The following is a 17298-nucleotide window of genomic DNA, read 5'->3' on the forward strand; positions in this document are numbered from 1 at the left end:
TGCAACCCAGCTCCTTTATTAGGCCCTTATGTCAGGTTTCTAATGCACTTTGTGCAGTGGCGACCAATTTTCAGCGGTAATTCTCCTAGTCATGTAGGTTTATACGTTTATAGGTTAATAAGTTCATAGGTTAATAGCTTTAGTACTGCCCCTTAGTCACACGATGAATATACTTTGCCACGCCATCCTCATCGTTGCTCTCTACGACTAGCGTGGATAGCGCAATGAGATTGGGATGTGCATTGGAAACGGCGACCTTAGTTCCTGCTGTTTCAAACATTCCTAAGTCATTGAGATTGTCTCCGAATGCCGTGACGTCCTCAGGCATGCAATGCATCAGCTCAGCCCATTGCTTCAACCCTTCCTTTTTATTTGCCTTGCTGTGACTAAACTCCAGAAAATAATGATTTTCTATGTACTGATCCTTCATGAGGTGGATATGAACCTGATTGCCGAATCTACGCTGTACTTCATCTTTAAGTGGCTCAAGCTCATGCAGCAATCCAATATAGGTAACGATAAGTGTTCTAAAAGCATCGGAGCATTCGAGCAGCAGCATTTCTCCAAAACGAGGATCATTAGGGCGGCTCTCGTAAAAGGTTAAGTCGCCCATTCGAAGCAGCTTCTCGTGAAATACTCGTTCTTTATCCTCTTCGTCAAGCGCGAACAAAAAGGGAATCAAACCTTGTTTTCTCCCTATTTCAATAATTTGATTTGTAGTTTCGTTATCCAGCCAATATCCGCCTATGACTTTCGATGAGACAGGATCAAAGATAACAGCGCCATTATATAAAATAATCGGATATTTCCACGGAATAACAGATACGATTTTGTTAGAGCTAATATAGCTTCTTGCCGTTGCATAACTAATGATGATACCTTGCTTCATCGCGTTGCATATGACGTTAATTGTATACTCGGACAAGGTAGCATCCGATTGAAGCAGCGTTCCGTCGAGATCCGTAAGGAAATGCTTATTTGTCATTCATAACGCCCCCAGCTATTCATTATTAGCGGATGGAGGAGCTGCTGCTCCTGCCCATGCCTTCGCGAGCAAGCGAACCCCTCGTTCCATGTCTCTTTCGTTAAGCCCGCCGAAACCCAAATAGAGTCTTGGAACACGACCCTGTAGGATGGACGCATCCTGTGAAGCATATACGTAAACATCTTCGGCAGCAGCCAGTTTAACTAACTCTTCGGCACTGCTTGTCGTTTGAACGACTATTTCGACGTGCATCCCCGCAGACTCTCCAATGATCTGAACATACACAGGCAAATACGTGTTAATGAAATGAATCAGCTTTGCACGCTTTTTACGATAAAGATGACGAACCTTCCTTACATGCCTGTACCAATGCCCTCGTTCCATGAACAACTGCATGGCCCACTGGTCGATACGTGATGGACTTGTAAGTGTATGTTCTATGGATTGCAGCTTGCTGAGCAGTTGCACAGGTATAACCATATAATTCATACGCAGGGCGGGTGTGAAGGCTTTGGAAAATGTTCCGATATAGATGACGTTGCCTTGATGATCTAATCCTTGAAGGGAAGGGAGTGTTCTGCCAGTATAGCGAAACTCTCCGTCGTAATCATCCTCAATGATATAGGCGCTGTTCGTGCTCGCCCATTTAAGCAGCAGCTGCCTAGTTGAGTAGAGCAAGGGGCTCCCTGTAGGTCGATGTGAGGGAGTGACGTATAAGATTCGAATTCGTTTGTTTTCTAATTCAGCAATCAAGCGTTCATTGTCATTGATTGGAACAGGAGCAACGTTGAAGCTATGCTGCTGGAAGGTAGCTCTAACCTGAGCGATGCCGGCTTCTTCGACTGCAATGGTAGAGGCGGGGTTTAGCAGCCTAGAGAGAATGTGTGTGCTGTAAGAAAAGCCTGACCCGATGATGATTTGCTCAGGAGTACAATTGACGCCTCTTGAACGCTTCAAATAGTGGGTTAATTGCAGACGCAAATTGTACTCGCCTCGTGGGTCCCCATACTGATGAACATAATTAGCGTGAAGGGATAATGCTTCATGGAGAACAGATTTCCATGCGCGAATGGGGAACGATTCTCCGTCTACAGCGAGCAGGTTGAAATCAACGACAGAACCGTTATAGCTAGCATTCGGTATCGAATGACGATGAGGGCGAGCCTGCTCTGCTGGAGCTTCCTTACGCAACTCAATGGCTTCAGGTTTTAATTGCGATTGTATAACAAATAGACCAGCGCGCGGCTTGCTAAGAACATAACCTTCTACCAGCAGCATGTGATACGCCGTTTCGATGGTTGTTTTACTAAGCTTTGTTTGCTCGCGCAGCGATCGTATAGAAGGAAGCTTCGTTCCATTCTCTAGAGCACCAGATTGTATGAGTCCGCGAATATGTCGGTATAAAACCAAATAAACAGGGCCTTGCTCTTCTTCTGAAAGGTTGATATCCATCTTATCCCCACACGATCTGACCCTTAAAATTGATATAAATCTGACACTGTGTTAGAGGTCAATTCTAGTATAAACTTTGGAATAGGCTTCCATCAATAACAAGAAATATAAATAGAAAGAAGGGGTTGTTATGCCTCAAGTAGAAGGAACCATTGAAAGAAGATTAACGGCATTAGGTATTTTTCTTCCGAAGGCGAGCGAGCCCGCAGCTAAATATGCTAACTGCGTATTTTCAAATGGACTTCTGTTTGTATCCGGTAAAGGACCAGCTGCGACGATCAAAGGTAAGCTTGGCAACGAGCTCACGACAGCAGAAGGTTATCAATTGGCTAGGCAGGCAGGAATTGAAGTTCTCGCCGTATTAAAAACTACATTGGATCAGCTGGATCTTGTGACCCGCGTCGTAAAGGTGCAAGGTTTTGTGAATGCTGATCCGAGCTATGAAGAGCATCATAAGGTGCTTGATGGCTTTTCCGATTTGATGCTGGAGGTATTTGGCGAGAGGGGAATTCATGCCCGTTCGGTCATGGGAGCGAGCTCATTAAGAAATCAGCTGCCGATCATTGTAGATTCTATTTTTGAAGTGGCCCCTCGGATAAAGTCTTCTAATTATTAGCCGTTGCATTTGCTTTAATATTGCCTTAACATTAAAGTTTAGGAAGGCCGTCAGGTGATGACGGTTTTTTTCTATTTAAAAGAAAGTGTTTATTTCTAAGGAGTGAGAGTCTTGAAGTTTTTTCCCAAACGTTACGACAGATCACTGTTTATCGTTGTATTCATCCTTATGATGTTGAAAATGCTCCTGTTTCGCCATTTCGTCTTTCAGGGCATACAGGTGGAGAGCTTGCTGCCGGATGCGGCAGCTGTACTAGCGTTGCTTCTGCTACTGGATCTGATCACCTTTGCGAGGTGGAGAGGAGCCGTGTTTGGGCTCGTAAATGCAGTGCTTTCCCTGCTGTTATTTGCATCAACGGTTTATTTCAGCTACTACGGGACAGTGCCTACTTATACCGCGCTGCATGGACTTGACCAGGTACTGCAGGTTCGGACAAGTGTAGGGTCCATTATTTTACCTTCTTATTATATCTACTTTTTAGATGTTGCCGTCTTGGCTGTTATATATATCGTTAAACGAGTCAGAGGCATACACAGCGATGGACGCAAGCGGATTGCAAAACCATTGTACACAGCAATTGCAGCTGTTCTGTGCGTTGCGATCTCGGGTGGTTTCATTTGGTCCGCGAATACGATTCCGAATGAGATCGTGAAAGCTGAGAATTTAGGTTATATCGATTATCAGGTAGCGGCAGCCATTAAGGCGAGCAAAGAACAGGCTGCACTGGAGAATGGAAATGTGGAAGAGACGGGGGCTGAAGCGGTAGCACTCAAATCCTCTTATTTTGACCAAGCTGGAGATATGGTTGTTGCAGGTACACCCAATTATTTCGGGTTTGCCAAAGGGAAAAATGTTATCGTTATACAGATGGAGGCATTTCAAAACTTTGCAATCAACCTCTCTGTCGGTGGTCAGGTGGTTACACCCGTGCTTAATCAGCTAGCTAAGGAAAGCTTCTACTTTCCACATGTTTTTCAACAAATAGGACAAGGCAACACATCGGACGCTGAATTCATGTCGAATACATCCATTTACCCGACCGGTGATATCGCGATGTCGACAGGCTACGGCGACCGAGTGTTACCTAGTCTTCCGAGACTGCTTGGAGAAATCGGGTACGATTCCAACACGTTTCATATTAATGATGTGACATTTTGGGATCGCAACCGAATGTATCCTGCACTAGGTTTTACGACATACTATGATAAGCCATCATTTGATAATGACCATTTTAATTCCTTCGGGGCTTCTGATCAGGAACTTTACAGGGTGGGACTTGAAAAGCTTCAGGAAATGAAGAAGCAAGACAAGTCGTTTTATGCCCAATTCGTAACCACATCCAGTCATCATCCTTTCAAGGTTCCAACGGAGCTTCAGCATATTACGATGCCTGACTCCTTGGAAGGAACACAGCTAGGTAATTATTTGACGGCATTAAATTATACGGATTATGAACTCGGCCGTTTTATTGATGGGCTCAAAGCGAGCGGTATGTGGGAAAACACGGTTTTGGTCGCATACGGCGATCACGCTGGTTTACAGACGACAGATAATGATCCTGCATGGGTTAGCGAGCAGCTTGGCATAACGTATGATGGACAAATTAGCCGCCTCAACATCCCGCTTATTGTTCATGTACCAGGCGCAGAGGGGAAGATAGTTAATCAGGTAGGTGGTCAGGTAGATATTATGCCTACCGTAACTAATTTGCTAGGCATATCACTGGATGATAAAGCTTTTACGACATTTGGTCATGATTTGCTTAATACTTCTCAAAATGTTATTGGTGTGAGGTATTATTTTCCGACGGGGTCGTTTTTCAATAATGACATTTTTTTCATACCAGGCAAAGGTTTTGAGGACGGGACCGCGATCGATATTAGAACGAAAAAGCCAGTGGCTGACTTCAGCAAATATCGCGGAGATTACGATTATATACTGGAGCTGATGAAGCTTTCGGATGAATATGTCCGGCTGCTGCCGAAGCGGGCACCATAGAAGCAGATTAAGCGCCTCTTGTCCATCCGGACTTGAGGCGTTTTTTTCTTCGTAAATGCAATTATAAGCTTTTATGGAGGCAGGCAATGAGGTAATATGGATATAGCTACATCCGATACTCTATTCCAATAAACGTAAGGAATCGATGAGACATGCGAATTGGTTTTTTTGATTCAGGGCTTGGCGGGCTTACCGTATTAGCGGAAGCACTCCAAAGACTACCTGATAAGGATTTTCTTTATATGGCGGACACACTCCATGTTCCTTATGGGACGAAGCCAGAGGAGGACGTGAAATCGTATATTTTTGATACGGTAGGTTTAATGATGGAAGAGGGCATAGATGCATTGGTCGTTGCTTGCAATACAGCAACCAGTATTGCGATTAACGATTTAAGAGAGCGTTATTCTCTGCCCATTGTCGGTATGGAGCCTGCTGTCAAACCAGCAGTAGAAATGAACCGTGCAACAGGCAAAAGGGTGCTCGTGTTCGCAACGCAGTTAACGCTTCAACTGCCTAAATACTATGCGCTCGTGTCACGCGTGGATGAGATGGGAATCGTGGATTCACTGCCTCTGCCGGAGCTTGTACGTTATTGTGAGGCGCTGCAATTCGATAAGCAGATCATCAATGAATATTTTCGGGCAAAGCTCGCGGACTATGATTTGAACAATTACGGTATTATTGTACTCGGCTGCACGCATTACCCTTTCTATAAGGATATATTGAGGGAGCTGCTTCCTGCTCATATCGAGATTGTAGATGGGAATGTGGGAACGGTGAAACGTCTATCCGCATTATTGAACCGCTATGGTATCGCAGGTGGTGGCGGAAACGGGAACGTACGCTTTATGTGCTCCGGTCAAGAGCCTGCCTACGTGGACAAAATGCAAAAGGCCCTTTCGATTTTACGTGAAAAAAACACCTTAACACAGACTCTTCCAAGCTAATGACAAACAATAGGCGTACAACATTTCTTTAAGAATGTTGTACGCCTATTTTAGTAATCATATTATCAATTAGATGATTGCTGGAGGTTCTTCCAGTGTGAGCAGAACCGGACAATGATCGCTTCCTAAAATATGAGTGTCGATTTGCGCATCGATGAGCAGCGGGCTTAGTCTCGATGAGGCTAAAAAATAATCGATCCGCCATCCGACGTTCCGCTCGCGTACCTTCATCATGTAAGACCACCAGCTGTATACATCTGCACGATCTGGGTAAAAATATCTGAACGTATCGAGGAAGCCGGTTGCCAGCAGCTCCGTCATCTTGCCGCGCTCTTCAAGCGTAAAGCCAGAGTTGCCTAGATTAGGCTTCGGATGCTTAAGATCGATCTCCTGATGGGCTACGTTCAAATCACCGCAAACGATCACAGGCTTCAAGGCATCAAGCTGCTGAAGATAACCACGGAAGCGATCTTCCCATTCCATTCTATAGTCCAACCTTGATAAGTCGCGTTTTGCATTAGGGGTATATACGGTAACCAGATAAAATCCCTCAAACTCGAGCGTAATGACTCGTCCTTCTGGCTCCGAATTTTCCTCAATGCCGTAGTGCACGGAGAGGGGCTTTATCCGAGTGAAAACAGCTGTGCCAGAGTAACCCTTTTTAATCGCGTAATTCCAATATTGCGAGTACTCCTCACCCAGCTCCATGCTTATTTGTCCATCTTGCAGCTTCGTTTCTTGCAGGCAAAAAATATCCGCATCCGTATCCTTAAAATAATCGTTAAAACCTTTGGTTACGCATGCTCTTATACCATTGACGTTCCAGGATACTAGCTTGATCATCATCTATCTCCTAACGTTTTCTATCATACGTAATAGTTTATCATATATCTGTTAGAGGATTTATGGAAACATAATGTTTATTCGACAAAAAAAAGACTGCCCTAGGGAGATTAGACTCCTGCTGGACAACCTTATCTTTGTTTATATATAAATAATAAGTCATAATACGGAGCAGCTGGGGCCGAAACATTCTCTATTCGGAGAAGGTTCTCGGTCTTTTTTTTGCGTGGTAAAAGTTGGTTGACAACCTTTTATCCTAATGTTAGGATAAAAACACACTAGAACTAGGAACTATGATTAAAAGATAAATACAGCAAGGAGGCTTCAGCATGTATCAACAAGATGAGCAAAGCCAGCTTGATCTCAGATTGTTTCGTGTATGGTTCAAAGCATCGAAGGCAGTCGCTGACAATGTACGCAAGGATATTGAAAGTCATGGCATAAGTCAGGAACATTTTATGATATTGGAGCTGCTATACAGCAAAGGGCCTCATCCTATACAGAAAATAAGCGAAAAGTTCTCTATTCCAAGTGGAAGCATTACCTATGTTGTCGATAAGCTTGAGAAAAAAGGATATGTGAGGCGAGAGCCAAACGCTACCGACCGCAGAGGTTCAATTGTCATTCTTACAGAAGCAGGGCAAATATTGTTTGATGATATATTTCCGAAGCATGCGGATGTTATTACACGAAACCTCGGTTTCGTAAGCAATGAGGACAAAGTGAAGCTCATTGACTTATTAAAAGAAATTGGTCTTGGCGCAGAACAACTCGGCGATTAATATAAAAGTTTAAGGAGATGAATAAAATGACAGCTATTAATCTTGCTATTATTTATTACAGTGTGACGGGAACGAATTATCAAATGGCGCAATGGGCTGCTGAAGGCGCGAAGGCAGCTGGAGCCGAAGTGAAAATTTTGAAGACACCTGAGCTTGCAAAAGAGGAGGACATCCAAGCCAACCCAATTTGGAGAACTCATGTTGCAGCTACTCAAGATATACCGGAGGTTACATACAAGGATCTGGAATGGGCTGACGCGATTATTTTCAGTATTCCATCTCGTTTTGGCGGTATCCCTGGTCCTGTTAAGCAGTTTCTTGATTCGACAGGATCACTATGGTTTAACGGCAAGTTAGTCAATAAAGTCGTTAGCGGAATGACTTCTGCTCAGAACGCTCATGGCGGCCAAGAGCAAACCATTCTTGGTCTATATACCTCAATGTACCATTGGGGAGCAATAGTAGCTGCACCAGGTTATTCGAGCCCTGTGACCTTTGAAGCCGGCGGCAATCCATATGGTACGAGCGTGACGGTGCAAGGCGGGAAAATGGTTGAGGATGTAAAAGCGGCAGTTGAATATCAAGCGAAGCGCACGGTGAATGTTGCGCAGTGGGTGAAGCAAGGTCTGGCTCAAGCATAAGCTGGAACGAATAATAAATGAAAGAGGCAGAGAGCGATACTGCCTCTTTTTTGTGCTATTATGGTATGGTAATGTTAGCTTTCTTCGATGAATAGATGGAATGACAGCCTTGAAAGGCGGGAATAACGGTGAACGCAAGCAAAAGTACATTTTGGAAATCCTACATGAGCGGTTTGAAATTGCATGTTGCCGTAGCAGAGTATACGAAGGTGCCGATTTCGTGGAAGGACGACAATTATACGACGGATGTGAATAAGCTTTATTATATCCAGGAGGGTGAGGGGTATATTAAGGTCGGTAACCAAACTTATTATCCGAAGCCCGGCGACCTGTGCTTGCTGCCCGCTGATGTCGTGCAATCATACGGTACAATCAATACGAATACCTACGGAAAATACTGGTGTCATTTCACTGCCCAAATAGATAATTTCAACCTATTTCAACTGCTTGAAATGCCCGTCATGATTTCCATATCCGATCATGCAGACCTGAAGGGGAAATTTGAAAGGCTTGTGCAGCATTATAAGAGTGAGGACTGGACATCCGAGCTGCAGGTGCAGTCATCGTTTCTTGAGATTATGGCGATGATGCTGGAGCAGGCTGAACAGGTTACAGTCAAAACGCCGGCGACCAGTTCATTTGAGAAATTGAATGTGGTGCTCACTTATATAGAGGAGCATTTATCGGAAAATATTACAGTGGATACACTCGCACAGCTTGTACATTTTCACCCTAATTATTTTATACGCATGTTCAAAAATACGACGGGGCTTTCGCCCATTCAATATGTGAATCGCAAGCGTATGGACAAGGGACGACAGCTGCTATCATTTACTTCGCTAAGCATCTCGGCCATAGCAGAGTCACTAGGAATGGATGCCACGTATTTCTCTCGTTTGTTCAAAGAGTATATGGCTTTGTCACCGAGCGAATACAGGGAGCTTTCTCTGAAATAAATTTAGAATATCTACAAAGTCAAAAGGACAGCGAATGGGTCGCTGTCCTTTTCTTAATTTATCCACATGGAATCAAGGATAAAAGCTGTTTGCAGGCGTAGTTGTTGAACACCAGCGGGAATTGAATAGTGACTTGATCAGAATATCCTTTGCTTCATCCGTGCCGATATAGCGCAGCGCTTCTAAGGCATGTGCTCTTACATAACGGTTCTCATCATCGAGTGCTGCTGCTAATGCAGGAACAGCCTCCGCCGCCGAAGCGCCCATACGGGATAAGGAGAGTCCAGCTGTAAATCGTACTTGAACATCCTCGTCGGCCAAGGAAGCTGTAAGCGCCTTAACTGCGATTTCTGAAGAATTGGACAAAATGCCTAATGTATCAACGACTGCAATACGTACCGTCGCGTCGCTGTGAGATAAAAGCTCAGCGAGCTTTGGAAGTGCAGATTCAGCGAAGCTGCGAAGCTCGCCAAGTGCGAATATAGCATGCTGAACAGTCTCAATGCGATCGCTCTCTAGCGCGTCGATCAACCCGTTTACAGCATCTGATCCTGCAACGGAAAGTCCGTAAGCGGATGTGCGAGATACGTCTATTCTCTCATGATGAAGTCCTGCAAGAAGTACCTCTACACCTGGAGCGCCATATTTGGCAAGTTCATAGGCGGCATTCAATGCAGTTGGTTCGAAGCTATCTTCCAAGGCTGTTGCTAATTTTGCTATTTGCTGCTCGTCTGCTTCCCCAGAGTTTGCTAGACTGCCTAGTTTACCCGACAGCCAGTTCCATGTTTCTTCCCACATATCTTCGTGGTTCGCTATTGGTAGAGCAAGGTCAGCAGGCTCTTTCCACTCGGAAATCAGATTATTCCAAGAAGGCTTGGAAGGAGCGGCTGTACGCATAAATTCAAATTTAAGCATATAACGAGCATTGCCTAAAATATTCGGTGTTGAACGGTGCCAGATATCATAATGGATGAGCGCAAAAGTACCTGCTTCGCCGCTAGCGAAAGCTTCACCTTGAACATCGTCAGATGCGAAGGTACGTGATTCATAATTTTGTGTGCCAGGCACAACCGAAGTAGGTCCAAGCTCAATTGGCGTGTTTTGCGGGAAATACATAATCATAGCCCACCATGGATGGTGGTTGCGCATACGGGAGTAGCCCCAGTAGCTGTCCTTATGCCAGCCGCCTGCAACAGGCTGTGCATTAAAGTGACCATGCCGATGGGCATGAAGCATGTAGTTTGGACCCAGTACGCTTGTTAATGCGCCTGTAATAACAGGGCTATCGAAGGCTTGCTGAATTTCTCGGACGCGCGGCAGTAGGTTATTGCCGGGATTGCCTTCCTCGTCATATACTTTTCCAAGCTCAGCGGTCATGGCTTGATGGAAGGACTCCGGAAAATTCGTTTTTAGAATGAGAAAACCTTCTGTTATAAATTTTTGCATTTGCTCGTCAGTTAGTAGTAGTGGTGATTGATTCATATGATCGATGCCTCCTAAGGTTTTGGTGATACACCGATTATATGAGAAGTCAGACTAATGCTACATACACGAAACTAAGTGAAGCTTGCATAAAACTAACTTCCTTACAAAGAGGTATTGAAGCTGCTTATTTGAGCAGCTTTTTAATATTTTTTAATTTTCCTGCATAAGGAGGGAACACGAGTCCAAGCTCAAGCTTGGTGCTTTTCTTCAAAATACTCTTCTGATGCGAGAACAGATCGAAGCTATATTTGCCATGATAGGCTCCTACGCCCGAGCTGCCTACGCCGCCAAATGGCAGATAGGGGTTAGAGATATGCATAATCGTATCGTTAATACAGCCGCCGCCGAAGGAAACACGGCTCATGACCTCATCCTCAATTGCCTTGTTTGCAGTAAACAAGTAGAGAGAAAGGGGTTTTGGTAGAGCGTTAATGCTTCGAATGGCCTCGTTGATATCGCGGTATTCTATGACAGGCAGAATAGGGCCAAATAATTCTTCTGACATTGCTGCGCTATCCCACGAGATGTTGTCCAGTATCGTCGGTTCGATAAAGAGGTCAGCGCGGTCCGTGCCTCCTCCATAAACGATGCTTGCTTTGTCTTGCTCCAGAATGGAAGCAAGCCTGTCAAATTGACGCTGATTGATGATTCGTCCATAATCCTTGTTGTTTTGTATATGAGATCCGTAGAAGGCGTTAATGACTTCCTTCATTTTTTCGATCAGTGTATCCTTAATATCCGCATGTGCCAGTACATAGTCAGGCGAAATACAGGTTTGGCCGGTATTCATCAATTTGCCCCACATAATCCGCTTGGCAGCAATCGTAAGATCAGCGGTCGAGTCAACGATGACAGGGCTTTTGCCTCCGAGCTCCAGCGTGACAGGGACAAGATTTTTGGCAGCAGCCTCCATAACGATTTTGCCGACCGCGATGCTCCCCGTGAAAAAAATATAATCAACCGGCGCGTGGATGAGTAAAGAGGTCGTTTCCTTCTCACCCTCAATAACTCTAATGTAGGTTGGATCAAAAGTTTCACTTATAATTTTGCTTATTAAAGCTGAAACATTCGGCGAGCTTTCGGATGGTTTGAGGATGGCGCAATTACCAGCGGCGATAGCCCCGATAAGCGGCTCGATAACAAGCTGGAACGGGTAGTTGAATGGTCCAATAATTAAAGCTGTACCATAAGGCTCCTTCATTATACGGCTTGTAGATGGGAACAGATAAATTGGTGTTTTCACCTTTTGCGGCTTCATCCATTTTTTGAGATGCTTTATGACATGGCGAATGCTATTGATCACGATAATAATTTCTGTCATATGGGTCTCTAATTCGCTTTTGCGAAGGTCTTGGTAAAGCGCCTCGACGATTTCCTGTTCATGACGCTGTATGGCTTGCATCAATCGTTGCAATTGATTCAGCCTAAAGCGCAAATCCTTGGTGTGGCCCTGTTCGAAAAATGTTTTTTGCTCTAGAACAATTTGTTCAATATCTTCTGCTCTTAATGAACTCATTCCGCAACCCTCCTTACATACCCACATCTTAACAGGTAATGAATTGAACTTCCACTTGGAAATTGGGTTTGTAATTTCATTTTTTTGCAGATTAACACACAAAGAAAACAGGATATCCCTCCTCAAAAAATCAAGGAGGGATATCCTATTTAGATCGTATTAAAGTGCTTCTTTAATGATCTTTTTGTAATAGTGGACGGAAAGGATTCCGAATATCGAGTACAGGACGGTATATAGCAGCATGACAATGATCATCGGTGTCAAGAGCTCTGTGCCGAAAAAGAACCATCCGGATTTGACTGCAAAATAGCTGTGAACCAGCCCTACCACTAATGGGATACCGAAGTTAAACATTTGTTTTATTTTTATTCCCCTTATCAAATCAGCCCTTGTGAAGCCAAGCTTTCTGAGAATCGTATAATTCGGCTTTTCCTCTTCGCTTTCGCCCATCTGCTTAAAATAAAGAATGTTGCCGGATGTAATGAGGAAGGTTAATCCAAGGAAAGCAACGATAAACATAATCAAACCCATCGTTTGTTTCTGCTGGTCGCTTGTATTAAGCTGGGAATCATTTTTGTTGTCTTCGGAAAATTTCATTTCATTGAATAGTTGATTCGCTTCTTTTACATCAGCACGTTCTTTCATATTAATTCCGATATAAATGGAAGATTTCTTCTGAATAGCCGGATCGAGATGAGTATTCAAGCGCTCGAAAACAGAATCGTCTACGATGACAACAGGCAATCCACCGCTTTTAAACCACCATGAGACGATAGGTTGATCCTTAAGTCCGATATATTGTTGTGAAATACTTTCAGATGGATTCACTAGCTTTACGGGTCCTGAGTCCTTCAAAGACATAAACTGTTTGAGCATATTGCTGTAACCGGAGAGATAGACCTCGTCTTGAGACAGATTAATGCCGTTAACAGATTTTTCGCTGACAGCGGGCAAGGTCATCATGCTCGTATCCACATTCGCGCTTACCCCTTCAAGATTGTTATTCATAATGCTCTCCACATTGACATCTACCTGAATGACAGGAATCGTTTTTTCGGTATACGACAGCTTGTTTTTGTTTAGAGCTTCTTTAAACTGCTCCGCATCCTGAAGGTTAGTGAATGCAAAATGTTCGGGAACATTGTTTTCGGCTGATTTTTCCGCAGAGTAATAAGAGATATAGCTTAAGGACAATAAGCCGATAGCAAGCGCGGACACGGTCGTAATGATTGTGAGCAGCACCGCATTCGATTTCATACGAAACATAATGGACGAGAGCGATAAGGTTTCATTAATGTTGAGGTAGCCGTTTTTCTGCTTTCGTATGATGTTGAAAATAAAGCTGACCGATCCTTTATAGAAAAGGAAGGTTCCAAGGATGACGGAGCTGAGTATGCCGATCATGGCAGCAAACAGCGCGGTCATCGTCACAAATTTACCGCCGAACAGCTCTGAAGAAATATAGTAGCCTAGGGCAATCAACAGCAATCCAGCAATGCCGATCAACATTTCAAACACAGACACTCTTCTTGCTTTTCCTTCTGTTACTGAAGTCACTCTAAATAGGGATAAAATAGTTTGTTTCTTAATAAATAAATAGTTCATCAACATAATCAAAAGATAAATAACCAAAAATATAATCAAGGTTTGGGTAAACGCTTGAGTGGAGAAATGCAGCTTTGCGGCCACCTCAACACCGATCGTTTTAAATAAAATCATAATAATTAATTTGGAGACAGAAAATCCGACCAGCACCCCAAGTAGGATGGAGCCAAAATAAAGAAAAAAGTTTTCAAGCGTCAAAATACGAAATATTTTATTTTTGGTCATTCCTATAAGCTGAAACAAACCGATTTCCTTGCTGCGCCTTTTAATAAAGATGGTATTGGCGTACAGCAGAAAGATAGAAACGATTCCGACGAGCAAATAAGACGCAGTCTTAATGGCGGCAGCCCCCTTGACAGAACCTTTCGCCGCATCCATGGCAGGGTCATACTGCAGAGTGACAAAGGCGAAATAAAGAGCAGCGCTAAAAATGAGAGCAAATACATAGAGATAATAGTTTTTTAAATTCTTTTTCAGATTGCGAAACATCAGTTGATTAATGCTCATGGTGCACCCCGCTTAGCACACTTTGTGTTGCCATAATATCGTTGAAGAAGTTTTGCCTGGTTTGTTCCCCCTTATAAAGCTGAGAATAGATTTGTCCATCCTTGATGAAGATGACTCTACTGCAATAGCTGGCAGCCACCGGATCGTGAGTTACCATGGCGATTGTAGCTTGCCTTTTTTGATTTAAACCGCTCAGCTTGTTCAGTAAATCGGAGGCGGATTTGGAATCTAGGGCACCTGTCGGTTCGTCAGCGAAAATAATGCTTGGCTCATGAATGAAGGCTCTTGCAGCGGATGTACGTTGTTTTTGACCACCAGATATTTCATTCGGGTACTTATCACGGAGTTCATAAATGCCAAGTTCGGTCGCTACCGCCTGAAATTTACGCTCAGCTTCTTTTTTTGGCGTCTTGGTAATCGACAGTGGCAATAAAATATTTTCTTTAACCGTTAGCGTATCTAATAAGTTGTATTCCTGAAAAATAAAGCCTAAACGATTTTTGCGAAATTCAGCCAATTGTTTTTCTTTTAATCCAGAAATAACTTTCCCTTCGATTTTAATCGAGCCGCTGCTAATGTGGTCAATCGATGAAAGTACGTTAAGCAAGGTCGTCTTTCCTGAGCCTGATGCGCCCATGATGCTGACGAATTCCCCTTTTTCGATACTAATATCCAGCCCGCATAATACTTCCTGCTTGTTGAATTTGTTTCCATAAATTTTATGGATTTTAGTTGCTTCCAGAATGAACATCTTATTAACACTCTCCCTAGGTCTATTACTTGTATTGTAAATCGAATGTCCGATTTGTTCCTTCGAATGAACGAACAAATAATAGAAGCATGTGACAAAGTTGTCACATGCTTGTGATACGCACGAATTCATTTCGCTGCGGGAAAGTTAAGGTGAACGTTGTTCCTGTTCCAAGCTCGGATTTGACAAGGACACGGATCAACAGCGATTGAGCTGCTTTTTGAGCCAAATACAATCCCATGCCCGTTGCGGCGCTGTCTTGGTGCACCGTCGTCGATGTAAAGCCTTTATCGAAAATGCGAGGCAGATCCCTAGGGTCGATGCCGCGTCCATAGTCTATAATTTCAAGGATTGTCTGTTGATCCCGCTGATAGCTCTTGATGACGATTTCGGATGGCGGGCTATATTTTACGGCATTGGTTAGAATCTGCCTGATGATAAAAGAGAGCCATTTCGCATCGCTCAGCGCTTTCGGTTCATCCAATTGGATATCAAAGCCGATACCCTTCTGAATACACCATGATTGCAGCGTCTTAATTTCATCGAAGATGATCGTTTCCAAATCGGTATTTTCAATATAGATATCATTTTCGATAAACGGTATGCGTCTCTGATGGAGCTGTTGGTCAAGCAGGAGGTGAATTCGCAGCCATTCATACGTCAAATGCGTTTTCATTCCTTCATCCTGTATGCGGTCAATCATGAGACGCATTGCGGTTAGCGGTGTTTTTACCTCGTGTATCCAAGATAACAACTCATCCTTCTCATGCTCCAAAATCATCCGATTTTCCAAAGCAGCCTGCTTTAGCAGTTCCACTTGATTCGTCATGCTTTTTTCGATGACTTTCTCAAAGGGGCTCTCCGGCTCAGCCATACTCGTAGTATCCAGGCTATTCTCCTGCTCCTCCAAGCTCCTGATGAACCTTGTTTCTTTATGATATCGGATGATGAAATGGATGATAAAAATGATCGATGATAAATAGAATAGATAGACCATTGATTGTATTGGAATGGTTGAATCTACATAGGCACAAAAAAGGATCAGCAGCTGCAAAATAATAAACAACAGAATCCAACTGCGTCTTTCCACTATATATTTTCTAATCATATTCATGTCCCTCTTCAACAGCCATATAGCCTTGTCCAACCTTCGTCTCAACAAATCGGCCAAGTTCGATTTCATCGAGCCTTTTGCGCAGCCGGTTTACATTTACGGTAAGTGTGTTGTCACTGACGAACCGCTTATCGTCCCATAAGCTATTAATCAACTCTTCACGGCTTACAATTTTATTTTTACGTTCAATGAGCATTTTTAAAATAAAGACCTCATTTTTTGTAAGCTCAATGGATCCTTTATCATTGGAGACCATGTTTTTTTCATAATCGACCGTTGCATCACACCAGGTTTTAAGCTCGATATTGTCTGTATTGTAATTGTATACTCGCCTGAGAATAGCTTGTATTTTTACAATGAGCACATCGAAGTGAAAGGGCTTTTGAATATAATCATCCGCTCCAAGCTGCATGGACATGACGATATCCGTCGGGTGATCTCGCGAGGACAGGAAGATGATCGGGATGTTGGAGTGGGAACGTATCATTCTACACCAATGAAATCCATCGAATTTGGGAAGTTGAATATCTATGATCACCAAGTCCGGCTTAATCGCTGTAAATTGTTGAATCACTTTTTCGAAATCCGGAATGCCATGTACTTCATAGGACCACTGCGATAATCTGTCTTTTATCTCGTTAAATAACGTCGTATCATCTTCAATTAACAATATTTTGAACATAAGGTCACCGCTTTTTTAAAAGTTTATTACTATGAATTGTATAGGAAAATCCCTATGCATGCCATAAATGGCATGAAACAAAGTGCCGAATAGAGAGTGGGGATGAGATAAAAAGGTTGTGCAACTTTTTGTGCAAACGTTGTCATTACGAGAGAAAAAGGTGAATATACATGTCGAAACAGGGAAAAGGTGAGAAAAACAATTGACGGCGCTTTATTTTGAGTATTAATATGGGAATCAGCAAACGCTTTCATTGCACTTTTATGACTGGTATAGCTGTTGTAGAGGATGCGGTTAAAAAGTTTGCATTTATTATGTGATTTGTGCAAACGCTTGCATTATTTCTATAGCTGTTTAGACAGAAGTTAGGAGGTGTTGTTTTAACGAATTAGGGTGCTGTCAGAAGGGTGTGATT

15 protein-coding genes are annotated in these 17298 nt (G+C 43.3%); 6 read left to right on the plus strand and 9 right to left on the minus strand.

Annotation, left to right across the window (positions count from 1 at the left end; genetic code table 11):
- Window positions 1-139: 139 nt before the first annotated feature.
- Both AC787_RS19915 and AC787_RS19920 read right to left on the minus strand, forming a co-directional pair.
- The gene (locus AC787_RS19915) at window positions 140-985 is read right to left on the minus strand and encodes a Cof-type HAD-IIB family hydrolase (RefSeq protein WP_054026384.1); all 846 of its coding nucleotides are present in this window, start codon (window positions 983-985) and stop codon (window positions 140-142) included.
- A 15-nt stretch (window positions 986-1000) separates the two neighbouring features.
- Window positions 1001-2437, minus strand: coding sequence for a PLP-dependent aminotransferase family protein (locus tag AC787_RS19920; RefSeq protein ID WP_054026385.1), 1437 nt, complete (start codon window positions 2435-2437; stop codon window positions 1001-1003).
- 130 nt (window positions 2438-2567) lie between these two features.
- Between AC787_RS19920 and AC787_RS19925 the strand changes: the two genes are divergently transcribed.
- The 3 genes from AC787_RS19925 to murI all read left to right on the plus strand — a co-directional run bounded on the left by AC787_RS19925 (window position 2568) and on the right by murI (window position 6001).
- A complete protein-coding gene (locus AC787_RS19925) occupies window positions 2568-3053 on the plus strand; it encodes a RidA family protein (RefSeq protein WP_054026386.1) in 486 nt (161 codons plus the stop codon).
- Between the two features lie 111 nt (window positions 3054-3164).
- On the plus strand, window positions 3165-5051 hold the full coding sequence (locus AC787_RS19930) for an LTA synthase family protein (RefSeq protein ID WP_321166133.1): 1887 nt from the start codon (window positions 3165-3167) through the stop codon (window positions 5049-5051).
- A gap of 152 nt (window positions 5052-5203) precedes the next feature.
- A complete protein-coding gene (gene murI / locus AC787_RS19935; RefSeq protein ID WP_054026387.1) occupies window positions 5204-6001 on the plus strand; it encodes a glutamate racemase in 798 nt (265 codons plus the stop codon).
- 69 nt (window positions 6002-6070) lie between these two features.
- On the opposite strand, the gene AC787_RS19940 is transcribed toward murI, so the two are convergent.
- Window positions 6071-6841 carry an exodeoxyribonuclease III gene (locus AC787_RS19940; protein ID WP_054027160.1) on the minus strand — a complete coding sequence of 257 codons (771 nt, stop codon included), beginning with the start codon at window positions 6839-6841 and terminating at the stop codon, window positions 6071-6073.
- Window positions 6842-7173: 332 nt separating this feature from the next.
- Between AC787_RS19940 and AC787_RS19945 the strand changes: the two genes are divergently transcribed.
- The 3 genes from AC787_RS19945 to AC787_RS19955 all read left to right on the plus strand — a co-directional run bounded on the left by AC787_RS19945 (window position 7174) and on the right by AC787_RS19955 (window position 9223).
- Window positions 7174-7626 carry a MarR family winged helix-turn-helix transcriptional regulator gene (locus tag AC787_RS19945; RefSeq protein WP_054026388.1) on the plus strand — a complete coding sequence of 151 codons (453 nt, stop codon included), beginning with the start codon at window positions 7174-7176 and terminating at the stop codon, window positions 7624-7626.
- A 26-nt stretch (window positions 7627-7652) separates the two neighbouring features.
- On the plus strand, window positions 7653-8267 hold the full coding sequence (wrbA, locus tag AC787_RS19950) for an NAD(P)H:quinone oxidoreductase (RefSeq protein WP_054026389.1): 615 nt from the start codon (window positions 7653-7655) through the stop codon (window positions 8265-8267).
- A 128-nt stretch (window positions 8268-8395) separates the two neighbouring features.
- Window positions 8396-9223 (plus strand): AraC family transcriptional regulator, encoded by an 828-nt coding sequence (locus tag AC787_RS19955; protein WP_054026390.1) that lies wholly within the window; start codon window positions 8396-8398, stop codon window positions 9221-9223.
- Window positions 9224-9295: 72 nt separating this feature from the next.
- Here the strand turns inward: AC787_RS19955 and AC787_RS19960 are convergent, their stop codons facing one another.
- From AC787_RS19960 to AC787_RS19985, 6 genes are all read right to left on the minus strand, one after another.
- Entirely contained in the window at window positions 9296-10705 is a 1410-nt protein-coding gene (locus tag AC787_RS19960; RefSeq protein ID WP_054026391.1) for a HEAT repeat domain-containing protein, read from the minus strand.
- Between the two features lie 127 nt (window positions 10706-10832).
- Window positions 10833-12224, minus strand: a complete 1392-nt coding sequence (locus AC787_RS19965; protein WP_054026392.1) for an aldehyde dehydrogenase — start codon at window positions 12222-12224, stop codon at window positions 10833-10835.
- Between the two features lie 159 nt (window positions 12225-12383).
- Window positions 12384-14336, minus strand: coding sequence for an FtsX-like permease family protein (locus AC787_RS19970; protein WP_054026393.1), 1953 nt, complete (start codon window positions 14334-14336; stop codon window positions 12384-12386).
- On the minus strand, window positions 14326-15087 hold the full coding sequence (locus tag AC787_RS19975; RefSeq protein ID WP_054026394.1) for an ABC transporter ATP-binding protein: 762 nt from the start codon (window positions 15085-15087) through the stop codon (window positions 14326-14328). The genes AC787_RS19970 and AC787_RS19975 overlap by 11 nt, the downstream gene beginning before the upstream one ends.
- A gap of 103 nt (window positions 15088-15190) precedes the next feature.
- A complete protein-coding gene (locus tag AC787_RS19980) occupies window positions 15191-16195 on the minus strand; it encodes a sensor histidine kinase (protein ID WP_054026395.1) in 1005 nt (334 codons plus the stop codon).
- The gene (locus tag AC787_RS19985; protein WP_054026396.1) at window positions 16188-16883 is read right to left on the minus strand and encodes a response regulator transcription factor; all 696 of its coding nucleotides are present in this window, start codon (window positions 16881-16883) and stop codon (window positions 16188-16190) included. The genes AC787_RS19980 and AC787_RS19985 overlap by 8 nt, the downstream gene beginning before the upstream one ends.
- Between the last annotated feature and the right edge of the window lie 415 nt (window positions 16884-17298).

Origin of the sequence: Bacillus sp. FJAT-28004 (genome assembly GCF_001280845.1) — a bacterium.
In the GTDB taxonomy this organism is placed as follows: Bacteria; Bacillota; Bacilli; order Paenibacillales; family Paenibacillaceae; genus Pristimantibacillus.

What these genes read in the sequence shown, in the direction of transcription:
- AC787_RS19965 (WP_054026392.1), bottom strand. Translation starts at nt 12,224, where the DNA reads ATGAGTTCATTAAGAGCAGAAGATATTGAACAAATTGTTCTAGAGCAA.
- AC787_RS19945 (WP_054026388.1), top strand. Translation starts at nt 7,174, where the DNA reads ATGTATCAACAAGATGAGCAAAGCCAGCTTGATCTCAGATTGTTTCGT.
- AC787_RS19915 (WP_054026384.1), bottom strand. Translation starts at nt 985, where the DNA reads ATGACAAATAAGCATTTCCTTACGGATCTCGACGGAACGCTGCTTCAA.
- AC787_RS19920 (WP_054026385.1), bottom strand. Translation starts at nt 2,437, where the DNA reads ATGGATATCAACCTTTCAGAAGAAGAGCAAGGCCCTGTTTATTTGGTT.
- wrbA (WP_054026389.1), top strand. Translation starts at nt 7,653, where the DNA reads ATGACAGCTATTAATCTTGCTATTATTTATTACAGTGTGACGGGAACG.
- AC787_RS19985 (WP_054026396.1), bottom strand. Translation starts at nt 16,883, where the DNA reads ATGTTCAAAATATTGTTAATTGAAGATGATACGACGTTATTTAACGAG.
- AC787_RS19970 (WP_054026393.1), bottom strand. Translation starts at nt 14,336, where the DNA reads ATGAGCATTAATCAACTGATGTTTCGCAATCTGAAAAAGAATTTAAAA.
- murI (WP_054026387.1), top strand. Translation starts at nt 5,204, where the DNA reads ATGCGAATTGGTTTTTTTGATTCAGGGCTTGGCGGGCTTACCGTATTA.
- AC787_RS19925 (WP_054026386.1), top strand. Translation starts at nt 2,568, where the DNA reads ATGCCTCAAGTAGAAGGAACCATTGAAAGAAGATTAACGGCATTAGGT.
- AC787_RS19960 (WP_054026391.1), bottom strand. Translation starts at nt 10,705, where the DNA reads ATGAATCAATCACCACTACTACTAACTGACGAGCAAATGCAAAAATTT.
- AC787_RS19975 (WP_054026394.1), bottom strand. Translation starts at nt 15,087, where the DNA reads ATGTTCATTCTGGAAGCAACTAAAATCCATAAAATTTATGGAAACAAA.
- AC787_RS19980 (WP_054026395.1), bottom strand. Translation starts at nt 16,195, where the DNA reads ATGATTAGAAAATATATAGTGGAAAGACGCAGTTGGATTCTGTTGTTT.